Annotated in this window: 14 protein-coding genes and 1 riboswitch; of the genes, 10 read left to right on the forward strand and 4 right to left on the reverse strand. The window is 37.0% G+C overall.

Going from position 1 to position 14,505, the window contains the following annotated elements:
- The first annotated feature begins 2 nt into the window (after nt 1–2).
- Complete coding sequence (locus ACIQ38_RS16655) at nt 3–746, forward strand: pirin family protein (RefSeq protein ID WP_402825470.1); 744 nt, start codon at nt 3–5, stop codon at nt 744–746.
- 906 nt (nt 747–1,652) lie between these two features.
- Here the strand turns inward: ACIQ38_RS16655 and ACIQ38_RS16660 are convergent.
- On the reverse strand, nt 1,653–1,883 hold the full coding sequence (locus ACIQ38_RS16660) for a hypothetical protein (RefSeq protein ID WP_402825473.1): 231 nt from the start codon (nt 1,881–1,883) through the stop codon (nt 1,653–1,655).
- Between the two features lie 270 nt (nt 1,884–2,153).
- Nucleotides 2,154–2,345: riboswitch (cobalamin riboswitch) on the reverse strand.
- Between the two features lie 118 nt (nt 2,346–2,463).
- On the opposite strand from ACIQ38_RS16660, the gene ACIQ38_RS16665 reads away from it, so the two are divergent.
- Nucleotides 2,464–3,696 (forward strand): MFS transporter, encoded by a 1,233-nt coding sequence (locus tag ACIQ38_RS16665; protein WP_402825476.1) that lies wholly within the window; start codon nt 2,464–2,466, stop codon nt 3,694–3,696.
- A gap of 62 nt (nt 3,697–3,758) precedes the next feature.
- Here ACIQ38_RS16665 and ACIQ38_RS16670 read toward each other — a convergent pair whose 3' ends face one another.
- Together ACIQ38_RS16670 and ACIQ38_RS16675 are read right to left on the reverse strand one after the other, a co-directional pair.
- A complete protein-coding gene (locus ACIQ38_RS16670) occupies nt 3,759–4,178 on the reverse strand; it encodes a VOC family protein (RefSeq protein ID WP_402825479.1) in 420 nt (139 codons plus the stop codon).
- 234 nt (nt 4,179–4,412) lie between these two features.
- Nucleotides 4,413–5,333, reverse strand: coding sequence for an AraC family transcriptional regulator (locus ACIQ38_RS16675; protein ID WP_402825482.1), 921 nt, complete (start codon nt 5,331–5,333; stop codon nt 4,413–4,415).
- A gap of 89 nt (nt 5,334–5,422) precedes the next feature.
- On the opposite strand from ACIQ38_RS16675, the gene ACIQ38_RS16680 reads away from it, so the two are divergent.
- The 4 genes from ACIQ38_RS16680 (at nt 5,423) to scpC (ending at nt 9,678) form a co-directional block, all read left to right on the forward strand.
- Complete coding sequence (locus tag ACIQ38_RS16680) at nt 5,423–6,223, forward strand: serine hydrolase (RefSeq protein WP_402825485.1); 801 nt, start codon at nt 5,423–5,425, stop codon at nt 6,221–6,223.
- A gap of 89 nt (nt 6,224–6,312) precedes the next feature.
- Nucleotides 6,313–7,266, forward strand: coding sequence for a TRM11 family SAM-dependent methyltransferase (locus ACIQ38_RS16685; RefSeq protein WP_402825488.1), 954 nt, complete (start codon nt 6,313–6,315; stop codon nt 7,264–7,266).
- Between the two features lie 24 nt (nt 7,267–7,290).
- On the forward strand, nt 7,291–7,935 hold the full coding sequence (locus tag ACIQ38_RS16690) for a LytTR family DNA-binding domain-containing protein (RefSeq protein ID WP_402825491.1): 645 nt from the start codon (nt 7,291–7,293) through the stop codon (nt 7,933–7,935).
- Nucleotides 7,936–8,160: 225 nt separating this feature from the next.
- Nucleotides 8,161–9,678 carry a succinyl-CoA:acetate CoA-transferase ScpC gene (scpC, locus tag ACIQ38_RS16695; protein WP_402825494.1) on the forward strand — a complete coding sequence of 506 codons (1,518 nt, stop codon included), beginning with the start codon at nt 8,161–8,163 and terminating at the stop codon, nt 9,676–9,678.
- Nucleotides 9,679–10,335: 657 nt separating this feature from the next.
- Here the strand turns inward: scpC and ACIQ38_RS16700 are convergent.
- A complete protein-coding gene (locus ACIQ38_RS16700; protein WP_483880213.1) occupies nt 10,336–11,148 on the reverse strand; it encodes a YitT family protein in 813 nt (270 codons plus the stop codon).
- Nucleotides 11,149–11,400: 252 nt separating this feature from the next.
- Between ACIQ38_RS16700 and ACIQ38_RS16705 the strand changes: the two genes are divergently transcribed.
- The 4 genes from ACIQ38_RS16705 to ACIQ38_RS16720 all read left to right on the forward strand — a co-directional run bounded on the left by ACIQ38_RS16705 (nt 11,401) and on the right by ACIQ38_RS16720 (nt 14,309).
- Nucleotides 11,401–12,042 carry a DedA family protein gene (locus ACIQ38_RS16705; protein ID WP_402825496.1) on the forward strand — a complete coding sequence of 214 codons (642 nt, stop codon included), beginning with the start codon at nt 11,401–11,403 and terminating at the stop codon, nt 12,040–12,042.
- An 82-nt stretch (nt 12,043–12,124) separates the two neighbouring features.
- Nucleotides 12,125–12,556 carry an Rrf2 family transcriptional regulator gene (locus tag ACIQ38_RS16710; protein ID WP_402825499.1) on the forward strand — a complete coding sequence of 144 codons (432 nt, stop codon included), beginning with the start codon at nt 12,125–12,127 and terminating at the stop codon, nt 12,554–12,556.
- 73 nt (nt 12,557–12,629) lie between these two features.
- A complete protein-coding gene (locus ACIQ38_RS16715) occupies nt 12,630–13,268 on the forward strand; it encodes an NAD(P)-dependent oxidoreductase (protein ID WP_402825501.1) in 639 nt (212 codons plus the stop codon).
- Between the two features lie 3 nt (nt 13,269–13,271).
- Nucleotides 13,272–14,309: an LLM class flavin-dependent oxidoreductase gene (locus ACIQ38_RS16720; protein ID WP_402825504.1), complete on the forward strand. Its 1,038-nt coding sequence runs from the start codon at nt 13,272–13,274 to the stop codon at nt 14,307–14,309.
- Nucleotides 14,310–14,505 lie beyond the last annotated feature (196 nt).

Here is a 14,505-nt window from a genome sequence, read left to right on the forward strand (position 1 = left end):
AAGTGATTCAAGTTCTTCGAGCAGGAAATCATGTCCAACCTTTTAGAGGACCATTCACCATTACTCGTATCAAGCCAAGTGATATTTTAGGAGAAGACATAGATGATTCTGCATTTGGAACGCTAAGCGTTATTGATCATGCGGTGATTAAAAAAGGATTAAAGATTAAAATGCATGAACATGTAAACGATGAAATCTTGAGTTATGTGTGGAAGGGCACTTCGTATCATAGGGATTCTGCGGGGGTGGAAGCTGAAATTTCACCGGGTAAACTGATGATGATGAACGCAGGTGTAAGCTTTTGGCATGAAGAAAAGGTAAAAGAGGAATACGTGGAAATGCTTCAAATATTTTTCCGGCCAAGTGAAGCAAACCTTCCGCCAACTATACAGTTTCATGATAAACCAACAAATAATCGCGACTGGTATGAAATGGTTGGTCCTGAGGGTTCAAATGCACCACTGCTTGTTCGACAAAATGCTTACATTTTAGACGCTCACCCTAAAGCTGGAGACATCCTTCCAGTTCCTTCTTATGAAGGAAAGAAACCTTTTCTGTATGTATTAAGTGGTTCTATTCAAATTGGAGACTATACTGTCAATAAACAAGAAGCCGTGACAGATTTAGTAGAGGAAATTCCTTTTTTCACAGCAAACGAAGATACAACTGTCATCTTGTTTTTAGTAGATATGCATGCGCCAGCTTTCTCAGATGGTACCATTAGCGGAACTAAAATTCAGAGATAAATTAGTAATGGAAGAGCGTACCGATCATTTGTTGATTCGGCACGCTTTTTTTGCCTAGGAAACTATAAAAATTTAGACTTGTGGATAATTTATAAAAGTTACATGAGGTATGGCATTTTTTGTATTATACGTAGTATAGGGAGAATGCGTCGCAAGGTATCCGCTAGCCTTCGCGCTTGGCGCATCATGCATGAGCCAACTCGTGTTTCACACGAGTCGAGTGTCTTATGACTGCGACTCATGCGGCCCGAAACACTGCGGCAAATATATCCGAGCTAATTATCTGGAGAAGTTTACCCAATAAAAAATGCGCAACATTCTAGCCATTACTCGCAACATTGTATAGAATTCCCGCAACATTCTACCTCAAATGCGCAACATTGACAAAAATGAGTCACAGCCATCGTTGTCTCACTCCAAGTAAACTTGTTGTTATAAGGATTAGTTGCTTTCATATGCAATTTAGTTGCTCTCACGCCTATTTTGGTTGCTTTGGGAGTAGATTTAGTTGCTTTCCACAATCAATTGGTTGCCCTAAGCCATTTACTGGATACACTCCATGAAAAAATTTGCATCACATTTTGGTTTTAGTGAGCAGATACTCAATAAGTAAATAATTTCTATTGATTTTCACTGTAGATGGCGACTCCTATCGAGACCAACAAAATGTTGGTCTCGAAGGTGTTACCACATGATGTGGCGCTCTTAGCCTTTGTTCTTCTGGGAGTAAAATGAGCCTTCACAAGGATGAAGGCTCATCACTCACCCCACGGAAAGCGTCCGTCCTGCAGCGAAAATCATGGCGGACACTTTATCCAGCTCGCTAAGACGCATTCTCCCTATTATGTGTATCCATCATATTTAGTAAATCAAGCAAGACACAGGCATCTTAGCACTTTTATTATATTATTCCTCTTCAATCTTTCCAAAAACTTCATCTTTTGTTTGTTCGAATGCTTTTTGCAAATTGCGTTTGTACAATTCTTTCTCTTGTTCATTCAAATTTAACGTATTACTTATTTCTTCTTCATAGTATTTAAAGATAGTCTGAAGTGATGTGGATTCATTTGCGATACTATTTGTCATTAATGTATGTTTAAAGCTTTCTACGTAATAATTTTTTGTTCCAACTGTCATGTCCTAACTTCCTTTCTATCGTAAACATAAAAAGCATCTTCCCTTAGTTGTTACAAAGGAAGATGCTAATTCAATTGAATGAATATGGTTGCTCGTTGTCGTGACGAAAAATTGGTATAGAAAAGAAAATCACTATAAATGGCATAGTGAAATAAGAGGAGTCGATTCCTCCAATGTTTCTTTCCGATTACGTTTTTTCGTACGGCAGCAAATTCAAGCCGTTGCTTGTTCATAGCTGCACTTAACACCTCCTATTTCCGCGTAGGTTTTGGTGTGTACTTGAAATAGGCAGGTCTCCTGGCTCATGATCATGGCGTTTCTTTCCCTTCCCATTAACGATTAACAGTGGATTTGAAAGAATTGCTCCCATTTACAGTTGCGGGACAGCGTCGGTTTTTCACCGAACTTCCCTTTTAAGCTATTTTACCGAAGGAAAATAGCACCTAAATCTACACGTTATTCAGTTGTTCTTTTACTATAACATAGATGAAGTAGAAGAATTTTTTTTTATAAACAATCGCAAATTTGGACAAGAAAATGGCTTGGTCCCTTCCTATAATCAATAGGAGGGGGGAGAAGAATGACTATATGGAAGACAAAAAATCCGTATCAAGTTTATATTTATACTTGTTTTTTATCACAATTATTTTTTACATTTATTTTCACTGTAAGTTTGTTATATCAAGTGAAAATTGTCATGCTAGATCCATTGCAACTTGTTTTAGTAGGGACTGTTTTGGAACTATCCGTTTTTCTATTTGAAATTCCAACTGGAGTAATTTCAGATGTAAAAAGCCGGAAGCTCTCCATTATAATTGGGTACTTTTTAATAGGGGGTGGTTTTTTAATCGAGGGGTTATTCCCATATTTTATGACTGTGATTTTAGCGCAAGTTGCATGGGGAATTGGTTATACATTTACTAGTGGTTCCTTGCAAGCTTGGATTGCAGACGAAGTAGGGGAAGAGCGTGCTTCTTTAGCGTTCATACGAGGAGCAAAGGCTGGTAATCTTGGGCAAGTCATAGCAATACCTCTAAGTATATTAACGGGTCTTTATATGATTAATCTACCAATCATTATTGGTGGACTTTGTATGGTTGGGTTGGCGATATACTTAATCATATTTATGAAGGAAGAAAACTTTAAACCTCTAGAAAAAACGGAAAGAACATCTACTTGGGAAAGTATGAAGGGAAGTATGGGGAAGATTATTTTTCATGCTAGAACTAGCTTTATCATCAGAATGCTTTTCCTTATTGCTTTATTCGTTGGATTTTATAGTGAAGGATTCGATCGTTTATGGATGTCCCATTTTTTTGATGTATCTAATCTAGTAGCGCTAACGGATGAAAAGCTAGTTTTATTAACTGGAGGTATTCAATTTATGGTTGTGCTAATTTCTTTTGTAGTACTCCATTTAATGAATAGAAGCTCTATCCATCAGTATTTAAAGCATATTTATATGGTCCTTTTTACATGTAGCTTATTTATTATTGCTTCATTGATCGGCTTTGCATTGTCAACATATGCAATTGGCTTATTAGTATTTTATATCATTATTCAAGTCACAAGAAAAGTGATGTATCCGTTAGAGGATATTTGGCTAAATAAGATCATTCCAGAGTCGTCTACACGTGCAACATTTTTTTCCGTAAAAGGCCAAGTGGATGCTATCGGTCAAATTGGCGGAGCTCCTGTGATTGGTTATATTGCAACAAATTTCACGATAAGAACGGCAATTATTGTTAGCGCAATTTTGTTAACTCCAGTTCTATTTTTATACAATGTCGTTTTGAAAAAGCATCGGTCTTGATACTGATGCTTTTGTTTTCAATATATGATATTTACTTAAGTGAATGTCGATAATTACTTGATCTATTTCGAATTAAAAAATTTTTCTTTGAATGCTGGACTTAATTCACTCCATACATCAAATTTATTGCCATCTAAATCATAGAAAACAAAGTTATTTCCACTATGTCCTCTGTCTTCAATTTCTCCTACTTTTATTTGTTTATCTATAAAATCATGATGGATAGCTTTTAGAGAGTTTAATCCATCCACTTCAAATGTTATAGAGAAACACTCTTGATCGTAAACATCATAGAAGTTTGAGCTTTGGCCTTCTTTAGCTTTAACAAGAAATATACTTTGGTTTGCAAGATTTAGAATTGCTTTGTCTTCATCTATATAACTTAACTCGGCACCTAATTTGTTAATATACCATTCCGAAGAAAACTCTATATTAGTGACGGGTATATAAGTGGTGCCTATTCTTAATAATTTGTCGTTCATCTAACTCCCCCTTTTATTTGTATTTCTCTATTAAATCCACTTTACCTCTATTTTTGCTTAATAAATTTAATAAAGCCTCACTCAAAAGTGAGTGAGGCTTTATTCGCACAAGCAACATTGTCAAATAGTTATGAGAAAAACGAAGGGAGATCTTTTCAGATGCTTAATCTGTTTCTCCGTATATATTTACCCTGTAGAAAAATTAGGAAACTGGTAATATTTACTGAATTTAGTTCAGCCCATTTCTCTTCTTTTAATCGGCAAGTAGATTTCCATAAATATTTTTTCGTATAACCAGTCATGGCAATGTTCATCGTAATATTCGAAGTCATAGACGTTTTCATCGACCTCGTAATGAGAAGTTGGTAACCAATCATCCAAAATATATTGCCAGGTACCTTTAATAGAATCGACAAATTGTTCTACTTCTACGAGTGGAGTTCTAAAAACTGCGTATGTCGCTGCTGGTATTTTCAACTTTGTCAGTTCTTTAGGGAGATGGGTGTCATGGTCGTAATTTACAGCAAATAAATAAGTAAAGCTGTCTTTCAATTCGGTTCCACTTAGATTAATACAATATTCCCCATGTTTTTTTGGAGATAATAGATTGTATAGCGTACTTTCGATTGCCTCATCATCTGAAATCCTTTGTTCCCAAAAAGCGGGTGCATCCCTTGTATAAGACACTTTTTCCAAGTAACTCTCAAATGTTTTTCCTGCAATATCAAAAGCTTCTTTGTGAATAATTTTTGGTTGCATAACAATTCCACCAGTCTGTTTTTGACGAAGACTGAGTAAATCTAACTTTTGTGGTAGGGAGATTGGACAGTGAAGCCTATATAAACTTGGAGGACTTCCAAAACACTTTTTAAACGCTTTTGTAAAACCGGAATGTGTTTCAAAACCATAATCTAGTGCAATTTGGATGATTTTTTTACCTTGGACTAACTCGTATAAAGCAAATTGTAGCTTTCTTTTTTGCACATAGTTCATAACGGTGTACCCGATATGTTTGTCAAAGATTCTATAAAAATGATAAGGAGAATAGCCAACGAGAGTAGCAAGCTCTTCTGGATTAATGTCCTCTTTAATATGTTCGTCTATATAATCAATTACTTGTTGTAGTAATAATAACTGTTGAATAGCGGTTGCCACCTTTTCATTTATCTATTATTCATAATATAGCTTATTATTTGATTATAATAGATTGTAATTTAATAATGTTAAATAAAGGGGGATAATAGGTGAAAACTTTAGTAAATAAAATAAGAAGTTTAACTGAACAGTCATCGGGGACATGGGGTATTGTATTAGAAGATCTGGATACTGGTGAAAAGTGGGTAACAAACGGGGATGAACTTTTTTACGCGGCAAGTGTTATTAAAGTTCCTATTATGGCAGCTGTCTTCTCTGCTGCAGAGCGAGCGGAATTGGCATTAACAGACCCACTCATTTTAAAGGAAGAAGACTTTGTAGGAGGTTCAGGCGTTCTTCAACATTTAACTCCTGGAATGTCACTTTCAATTAAAGACATCGTTATGCTAATGATTATTCAAAGTGATAACACAGCGACGAATATATTAATAGACCAAGTAGGAGTAGAACATATCGTACAGACAATGGAAGAAGCCGGAATGGAAAAGAGCACCTTTTACAATAAATTAATGATGAATAACCCTAATCCAAAAGGCTTCAATCAAATTACCGCTAATGATATTGGAAAACTCTTAACTTTGATGGCTACTGGTGAGCTAGTAAGTGAAAAGGCTAGTAAACAAATGATAGCTATGATGAAAAAGCAACAAATAAAAGACTGCTTACCCGAAAAATTGCCTTCTCCATATTCTAATTTCAACAATGGAATGCCACCTTGGGAGCTAGCGCATAAAACAGGTTGGATTCCAGGAACTCGTCATGACGTTGGTATTTTTTACGTAGGAGAAAGAAAACTTATCGCAACTGTTTTATCAAAGGAAGAAGATGACTTAGTTTCTAAGCAAATTCTAGCCCAAATTGGAGAAGAAATTTATAATTATTTACAGTGAAGTATATTGAACGAATTGTGAACCGACTCCTTCTAAAAGAGGAATCGGTTTTTGCGTGTTATAATGGAGGTATTATTGGAGGGAATACATTGACGAATTTTAGCCGACAATCGGCATTCATTTATACATTTGCATATAACGATGCAGAACGCTCCCTATGTCACTTAGAGATGCGCTCTTTTTTTGGAGTAGATACGCAAACCAAAATAATAAAAAGCGATGTGGAGATAGATCCTAGTCGAAGTCCATTTATAAAAGGCAGGGTGGAAGTTTTAGCAGAAGGAGACACTGTGGAAGAGATTGTCGCACAAGCTTCCACTTTCGGCAATGAGGAACAGACAAACAAAGTAATATTCTTAAAAATTAACGATCGCCAAGGAAAAGACAAAATTGAAAATGCAGAACGCCTCCGAATAGAACGAGCAATTGGCAGTGAAATGCAAGGAGATTTCGACTTACATAATCCGGATGAACTATATGCAGTAGTTCCATATGGCGGCCGCTGGTACTTTGGGTTATTTACGAAAAGTGAGCCTATTTGGTTTAAGCATATGAAAAAACCAAGAGAGTATTCAACTGCACTTAGTACAAGAGTAGCACGTGCAGTAGCAAATATCGCAGTTCCACGTCCTGAAGGGATTCGAGCAATCGATCCTTGCTGCGGAATTGGCACAGTGCTTGTCGAAGCTTTATCTATGGGAATAAATATAGTCGGACGGGATATTAATCCACTCGTTTGCGTAGGCTCTAGAGAAAATATTGCCCACTTCGGTTTAACAGGAGACGTAAGAAAAAGTGCCATTGAAGACATTACGGAAGAATATGATGTAGCGATAATCGATTTACCTTATAACTTATATACGCATGCATCATGGGAAGAACAATTTACGATATTGAAACACGCTAGAAGAATAGCGAAAAAGGTCATTATTGTCACGATAGAATCGATGGATGAGCGACTAGAATCCGTAGGTTTTCAAATAATCGATCGTTGTATTACAAAGAAACAACAGTTTTCTCGCGAAATAGTCGTTTGTGTGTAATGCAGAACGAAAGGAGAGCGCAGGATGAAGGATCTATCTATAGGTGGGCTTTTAGACGTAATAGGTGAATTGTTTTCTGATGAAATATCTATTGCAGTAACTGATAAAGAGAAGTATATCTATTATCGATCAAGTAAACGAATAGACTTGAAAATAAGGCCTGGTGATCCTGTTGTAGAAGGCACCATTGCTTATAAAGCGATGAGCAGTAAGCAAAAGGTGTCTGAATTTATCGACCGCGAATTATTTGGCGTTCCATATCACGGCATGGCAGTCCCATATCAGCATGAAGGAGAACTAGAAGGTTGTGTATTAGCTATTTATCCAGCATTCACGGAAGGAAAGTCCGTAATAACGATTAAAACACAAGATGGATGGATTCCTATTACTTTTTCCGATGTTATTTATTTAGAAGCGAAAGATCGAAAGACACATATTGTGACGAAGACCTTCTCTGGAACACATACGAGCTCACTACAAGATTTTGAATATCGACTTCCTAGAGAATCTTTCATACGCTGTCATCGTTCTTTTATCGTAAATGTTCATCATATAAAAGAAATTTATCCAGATACACATTCTACATTTCTACTAGCGATGGAAAATGGTGAAAAAGTATCAGTTAGTCAATCATACTCCAGTTATTTCCGGAAGCTATTGGGGTTTTAACCAAAAAACGCTTGAACAAGAGGAAAACCTTCTCTTATTCAAGCGTTTTTTGGGGTAATTGCTATATCAAAATAACAGATTGAAAATAATGACGATAAAATATTCTGGTTTAACCTTTAAATATTCTGTTTTAATCATTTAAAACGTGTCTTCACCTATTTTTTCCTAAATTGTTACAATAAGAGTTAAAATTATGTAAATTCATTTTACGAGGGGGACGAAACGATGGAAAAGAATCTGGAACGTATAAAAGACAGTAACTTACATGATCTTGTCGTGCAAGCAGAAGATGCTGCATCGTGGGTTAGAGATGGTATGACATTGGGCTTAAGTGGATTTACACGTGCGGGTGACGCAAAAGCGGTTCCATTGGCATTAGTTGAGCGAGCGAAGAAAGAAAAATTTAAAGTAAATATTTTTACAGGGGCTTCTTTAGGTTCTGATTTAGATAAATTATTATCGGAAGCGGGTATTATTAATAAACGCCTGCCTTTCCAAGCAGATGCCACCATGCGCAAAAATATTAATGCCGGCAATCATTTATTTGTCGACCAACATTTATCGCATACAGCAGAAATGGTACGTAATGGAGTTTTACCTCAAATTGACTTCGCTATAGTGGAAGCGGTTTCAATTTCGGCGGATGGTATGATTGTTCCTACTACATCTATTGGTAACAATTTAGCTTTTGTAACGCATGCAAAAAATATTATTGTAGAGATTAACTTAGGACAATCCGAACAATTAGAAGGATTACATGATCTATATGAACCGGCAGAACAAGGAAAAAGACTTCCGATTCCATTAACGAAAGCAAACGATCGAATCGGTACAGTTGGTATGTCTGTTGACACGGATAAAATTAGAGGAATCGTTTTTACAAACTATACTGATTCACCATCTCCAATTGTTCCACCTGATCAGGAAACAGAAGAAATGGCACAGCATTTAATCTCTTTCTTGCGTGAAGAAGTAGAAGCAGGAAGACTTACAAATAATTTAATGCCACTTCAGGCTGGCATTGGTTCGGTTGCTAACGCAGTATTACATGGTCTTATCGATTCTGAATTTGAAGATTTACAAGTGTACTCGGAAGTATTGCAAGACTCAGTGTTCGAGTTGATCGATGCAGGCAAAGTAAACTTCGCATCTGCTTGCTCCATTACACTTTCAGAAGAGATGATGAAACAAGTTTACGGCAACTTGGAAAAGTATCGAGATAAATTAGTGTTACGACCACAAGAAATTACGAATCATCCGGAAATTATTCGTCGACTCGGCTTAATCTCGATTAACACGGCACTTGAGTTTGATATTTACGGCAATGTGAACTCAACGCATGTTTCTGGAACGAAAATGATGAATGGTATTGGTGGTTCAGGCGACTTCGCTCGGAATGCAAAACTTGCAATTTTCGTTACAAAGTCGATTGCTAAAGGTGGCAATATTTCCAGTATTGTACCTTTTGTAGCGCATGTTGACCATACAGAGCATGATGTAGATGTAGTTGTGACAGAACAAGGGTATGCTGATCTTCGTGGATTAGCCCCAAGAGAACGTGCGGAACTGATTATTAACAATTGTGTACACCCAATGTACAAAGCACAATTGCGTAATTACTATGAAGAAGCTTTAACAAGAGGTGGACAAACTCCACATGTACTTGAAAAAGCATTTTCGTTCCATACGAATTTAGCGGAAACTGGTACGATGCTTGTCGAGGAAGCAAAATCATACGCATAAAACAAAAACCGATCTCACATGTGATGAGATCGGTTTTTCATTGCTTAGTAAACTATAAAAAATTTGAAAGCTGGATAATTTTTCCGAGTAACATTTAGTTTGGCTTTTTTATATTGTACGTAATATAAGGATACTGCGTTTTAGTGCGTTCAATGAGTAGACCGCTATTATTACCGCCTGGTGAGCGACGAACCGCTACGTCGCTAACGCTCCTGCAGGGTCTCGCACCGCCGTGCAAATTTCTAAAATTATGTAGTTATCAATTAATAAATTCCAAAGAATGGCTAAGGGCAATCAAACAGCTATTGAAAGCAACTAGTTGGAGTTCGAAAGCAACTAAAATAAGTAGGAGAGCAACCAAATTGCCCTCGAAAGCAACTAATTATTACAATAGCAAGTTTACTTGGAGTGAGACGACGATGATTTGACCATATCATAGGAATAATATGCCTTGAAGCGCGCTGAACTCACCAGGCAAGCATCTGCTAGGATGGTTTGTCGAGTTCACAGTGCATATTGTCTCGTTCAACCACTTATTGTTAATTTCGGACACTTCATACAACTCACTATGGCGCACTATCACTATTATGTGTGTCATTCCATTGATCGTTCTCATTTACTATATCTGCTCAGAGTTAGGTACTTCCCATTTTGTTCTTAGTGAATATCTTTTTTCTTAAATCGTCCGCCGCGTACTTCTGCGATATTGCCGATAGCTAAAAATGCATGGTCGTCGATTTCCTCTACAATAGATTTTAGTTTTGCCTCTTCTAATCTAGTAACGACCGTGAAAATCACTTTTTTATTATCCCCTGTGTAGGCACCTTCCCCATGTAAATAGGTTACTCCACGCCCTAGTCGATCCATTATGGCGTCCCCGATATCTTCAATCTGGTCACTTATAATATAGATAGACTTTGATTCATCCAGTCCTTGAATGACGATATCAATCGTTTTGAAAGCGATAAAATAAGCCAGAAATGAATACATTGCTTGTTCCCATGTAAATACAAAACCTGCCACACTGAATATAACTAAGTTAATAATCATAATAATTTCACCGACTGAAAAAGGCAGGGCTTTATTGAATAAAATTGCTAAAATTTCCGAACCATCTAGGGAACCGCCGTTTCGAATAACTAGACCGACACCCATTCCTAAAATGATTCCTCCAAAAACAGTGGAGAGCAATAAATCATTGGTAAAAGGATTAATATTATGTAGATAGGAAGTACAAATAGATAATACGGTAATACCAAATAAGGTAGATAATGCGAAGGTTTTTCCTATTTGTTTATAGCCTAGGAAAAAGAATGGAATGTTGAGGACAAATATGAAAATACCTAAACGGACTCCAGTGAGATGTGAAAGGATAATAGAGACCCCAACTACTCCCCCGTCTAAAATTTGATTTGGTACTAAAAATAATTCCAATCCTACTGCCATTAAGATGGCACCGATAGCAATCATTAGGGTACGTGCAAAGATGACTTTTTTAGGGGCATTTCGGTGTGGAATTTTCCCGACTGATGGGTCTTTACATAGTTCTACTGATAGGTCACTCAATTTAATCTCCCCGTTTCTAAAAAAATGTGTCTATTCTTATAGTTTATAGAAAGAACTAGTATTATAAAAGGGAAAAGCGTTATGCCTTGTGAAAATATTATTTTTTCCAATACGTGCTACAATAAATAAAAACCTTCTAGGAAAGAGAGCTTGTTTATGGTAATTATTCAAGGATTGATTAGTTTTATTTTGCATATCGATGAACATTTAGTGGACATCATACAAAATTTTGGTGTATGGTCATACGCCATCTTATTTTTGATTGTTTTTATTGAGACTGGAGTTGTCGTTTTTCCATTCTTACCGGGGGATTCTTTATTGTTTGCTAGTGGGGCATTTGCTGCAAGCGGGGCGTTTCAATTGGGCTTATTAATGCTTGTATTCTTTGTAGCAGCTGTTCTTGGGGACACCATGAATTATCAGATTGGGAAAAAGGTTGGTACATCTATTCCTCCCAATAGTTTACTTGGGAAATGGATTAACCAGGATAAACTACATAAGTCGCAGGAGTTTTTTAATAAACATGGCGGAAAAACAATTGTCATCGCAAGGTTTATGCCATTTATACGCACGTTTGCACCGTTCGTGGCCGGGGCAAGTAAGATGAATTATCGTTATTTTATTACTTATAATATAGCGGGGGCAGCGTTATGGGTGACTTTAGCTACGTTACTTGGTTATTTCTTTGGGAATATTCCTATTGTGAAAGATAATTTCTCGACGGTTCTATTATTGATTATTTTCGTTTCTATCCTACCGGGAATTATCAGTGTTTTGAAAAGTCGTTTTAAAAAATAGAGTGCTGCATGTGATGCAGTGCTTTTTTATTGACAAAAAATATAGATGTAATTATGATGGTTACATCAGGGGGCGAGTAGATATGAAAATCAGTAGTCGATTTACAGTTGCTGTGCATATACTATCTCTTGTAACTTTGGATCGAAACGTCATTTGCACTTCTGAGTGGATTGCAGAAAGCGTAAATACAAACCCAGTAGTAATACGTAGAATAATGGGTATGTTAAAAAAGGCGGAATTCATTGATATTAAGCGAGGAACGGGCGGTATTACATTACAAAAGCCCTTAAGTGATATTACATTATTAGACGTGTATCATGCAGTAGATGTAGTGGATGAGGGCGAGCTTTTTCAAATGCATGAAAATCCTAACCCAAATTGCCCAGTAGGAGCAAATATTCAAGGAGTACTAGAGCTTATACTATTCCGTGCACAAGATGCAATGGAAGCAGTTTTAAAGGAAGTTACGATGGATGAGTTAGTTCAAGTGTTAAGTCAAAAAATTGAATCATAAGTATTCAATTTTTTTGATATAGTTGTAACTTAATTGGTTACAGTAAAATAAAATTTAATTGGAGGTAAGTAACATGAAAATAGGTGTAATTGGAGCAACAGGTAAAGCAGGAAATTTAATTTTTAAAGAAGCAACAGATAGAGGTCATGAAGTAACTGCTATTGTGAGAGATGCTTCTAAATTAAATGATCAAACAGTTCAAGTTTTAGAAAAAAGTATATTCGATCTTACAACAGATGATGTGAAACAATTTGACGTAGTCGTAAATGCATTTGGAGCTCCACTTGGAGAAGGGCAAGCGCATGTAGATGCAGGGCATGCCTTAATCGAGGCACTTAAAGGAACGGACACACGAGTAATTGTAGTTGGTGGAGCAGGAAGCCTATTTGTCGACGAAGCAAAAACAATCCGTGTAATTGATACACCTGAATTTCCAGAAATATTTAAACCAACAGCCGATGGTCAAGGACGCAACTTGCAAGAACTTCAAGAAACAACGGATATCCAATGGACATTTGTAAGTCCAGCTGGTCACTTTGATGCAGAGGGTAAACGAACAGGTTCTTATCAGTTAGGAAAAGACAATCTTATATTAAATTCAAAAGGTGACAGTTATATAAGTTACGCGGATTATGCAATTGCTATTGTAGACGAGATCGAAAATCCTAAACATATCAACCAACGTTTTTCTGTTGTAGCAGAATCGGAGTAAATAATGGAGATTGGTATTTATACATTTGGGGACCTAGGTCCAAATCCTCTCACCGGAGAAACAATTAGTGCGCAACAGCGTTTAAAAGAAGTCATTGCATTAGGGAAATTGGCAGATGAAGCGGGTCTTGATGTTTTTGGAGTTGGAGAACATCATCGATTGGATTACACCATTTCTTCCCCGGCAATTGTCCTTTCTGCCGTTGCTCAAGCGACTAAACGTATTAAATTGACGAGTGCAACGAGTGTTATTAGTACACTAGATCCTGTTCGTTTATTCGAAGATTTCGCTACATTAGACGTTATTTCTGAAGGCCGTGCAGAAATCATAGCAGGCAGAGGTGCATTTATCGAGTCTTTCCCTCTTTTCGGCTATGACTTAGATGATTATGACGAGTTGTTTGAGGAAAATATCAAGTTACTTCAACAGTTAAATAAAGAAGAAATAGTGACATGGCAAGGTAAATTTCGTTCTAGCCTGACCAACGCAATGATTTCTCCTCGACCAATTCAAGAAAGTTTGCCACTTTGGGTTGGAGTCGGTGGAACTGCTAAAAGTGCAATTAGAGCTGGAAGACTTGGAACAGGATTAGCAATTGCTATATTAGGAGGTCCATTAACAAACTTTAAATCCCTTGTAGATTTGTATACACAAGCGGGTATGGAAGAAGGACATAAACAGGAAAACCTACCGATTGCTGTCAACGGGCACACATATATAGCGAAAGAAAGCCAACAAGCAAAAGACGAGTTTTATCCTTATTATGCTAATTATTGGTCCTATGTGAATAAGCAAAGAGGGATGGGAACAAAAATATCTCGTTCCGATTTCGAGCACATGGCAAGTCCAAAAACCGCTTTATTTGTAGGTAGTCCACAGGAAATCACCGAGAAGATACTGCGACAACATGAATCATTTGGCCACGACCGATTTATCGCACAAATAGATATCGGTGGTCAATCATTTACGGAGGTTGCAAAGGGGATTGAACTACTAGCAACAGAAGTAGCACCAGTAGTAAGAAGAGAAACAAGTAAATAACTAGTAGAAAAAGGCTAAGATGCATGAGCGTATCTTAGCCTTTTTTTGACTAAATTTATGACAGGGTTATGTAACTTTTTAGGGATAATGCGTCGCAAGGTATCCGCTAGCCTTCGTGCTTGCCGCATCTTGCATGCACCAACTCGTGTTTCACACGAGTTGGCCTCATGACTGCGACTCATGTGACCCGGCATGC

This window comes from Psychrobacillus sp. NPDC096389 (assembly GCF_044762855.1).
Taxonomy (GTDB): domain Bacteria; phylum Bacillota; class Bacilli; order Bacillales_A; family Planococcaceae; genus Psychrobacillus.

Bases quoted from the DNA above. Each gene is read 5' to 3' on its own strand.
- ACIQ38_RS16720 (WP_402825504.1), top strand. From the start codon at position 13,272: ATGGAGATTGGTATTTATACATTTGGGGACCTAGGTCCAAATCCTCTC.
- ACIQ38_RS16660 (WP_402825473.1), bottom strand. From the start codon at position 1,883: ATGACAGTTGGAACAAAAAATTATTACGTAGAAAGCTTTAAACATACA.
- scpC (WP_402825494.1), top strand. From the start codon at position 8,161: ATGGAAAAGAATCTGGAACGTATAAAAGACAGTAACTTACATGATCTT.
- ACIQ38_RS16665 (WP_402825476.1), top strand. From the start codon at position 2,464: ATGACTATATGGAAGACAAAAAATCCGTATCAAGTTTATATTTATACT.
- ACIQ38_RS16710 (WP_402825499.1), top strand. From the start codon at position 12,125: ATGAAAATCAGTAGTCGATTTACAGTTGCTGTGCATATACTATCTCTT.
- ACIQ38_RS16670 (WP_402825479.1), bottom strand. From the start codon at position 4,178: ATGAACGACAAATTATTAAGAATAGGCACCACTTATATACCCGTCACT.
- ACIQ38_RS16690 (WP_402825491.1), top strand. From the start codon at position 7,291: ATGAAGGATCTATCTATAGGTGGGCTTTTAGACGTAATAGGTGAATTG.
- ACIQ38_RS16700 (WP_483880213.1), bottom strand. From the start codon at position 11,148: ATGATTGCTATCGGTGCCATCTTAATGGCAGTAGGATTGGAATTATTT.
- ACIQ38_RS16715 (WP_402825501.1), top strand. From the start codon at position 12,630: ATGAAAATAGGTGTAATTGGAGCAACAGGTAAAGCAGGAAATTTAATT.
- ACIQ38_RS16705 (WP_402825496.1), top strand. From the start codon at position 11,401: ATGGTAATTATTCAAGGATTGATTAGTTTTATTTTGCATATCGATGAA.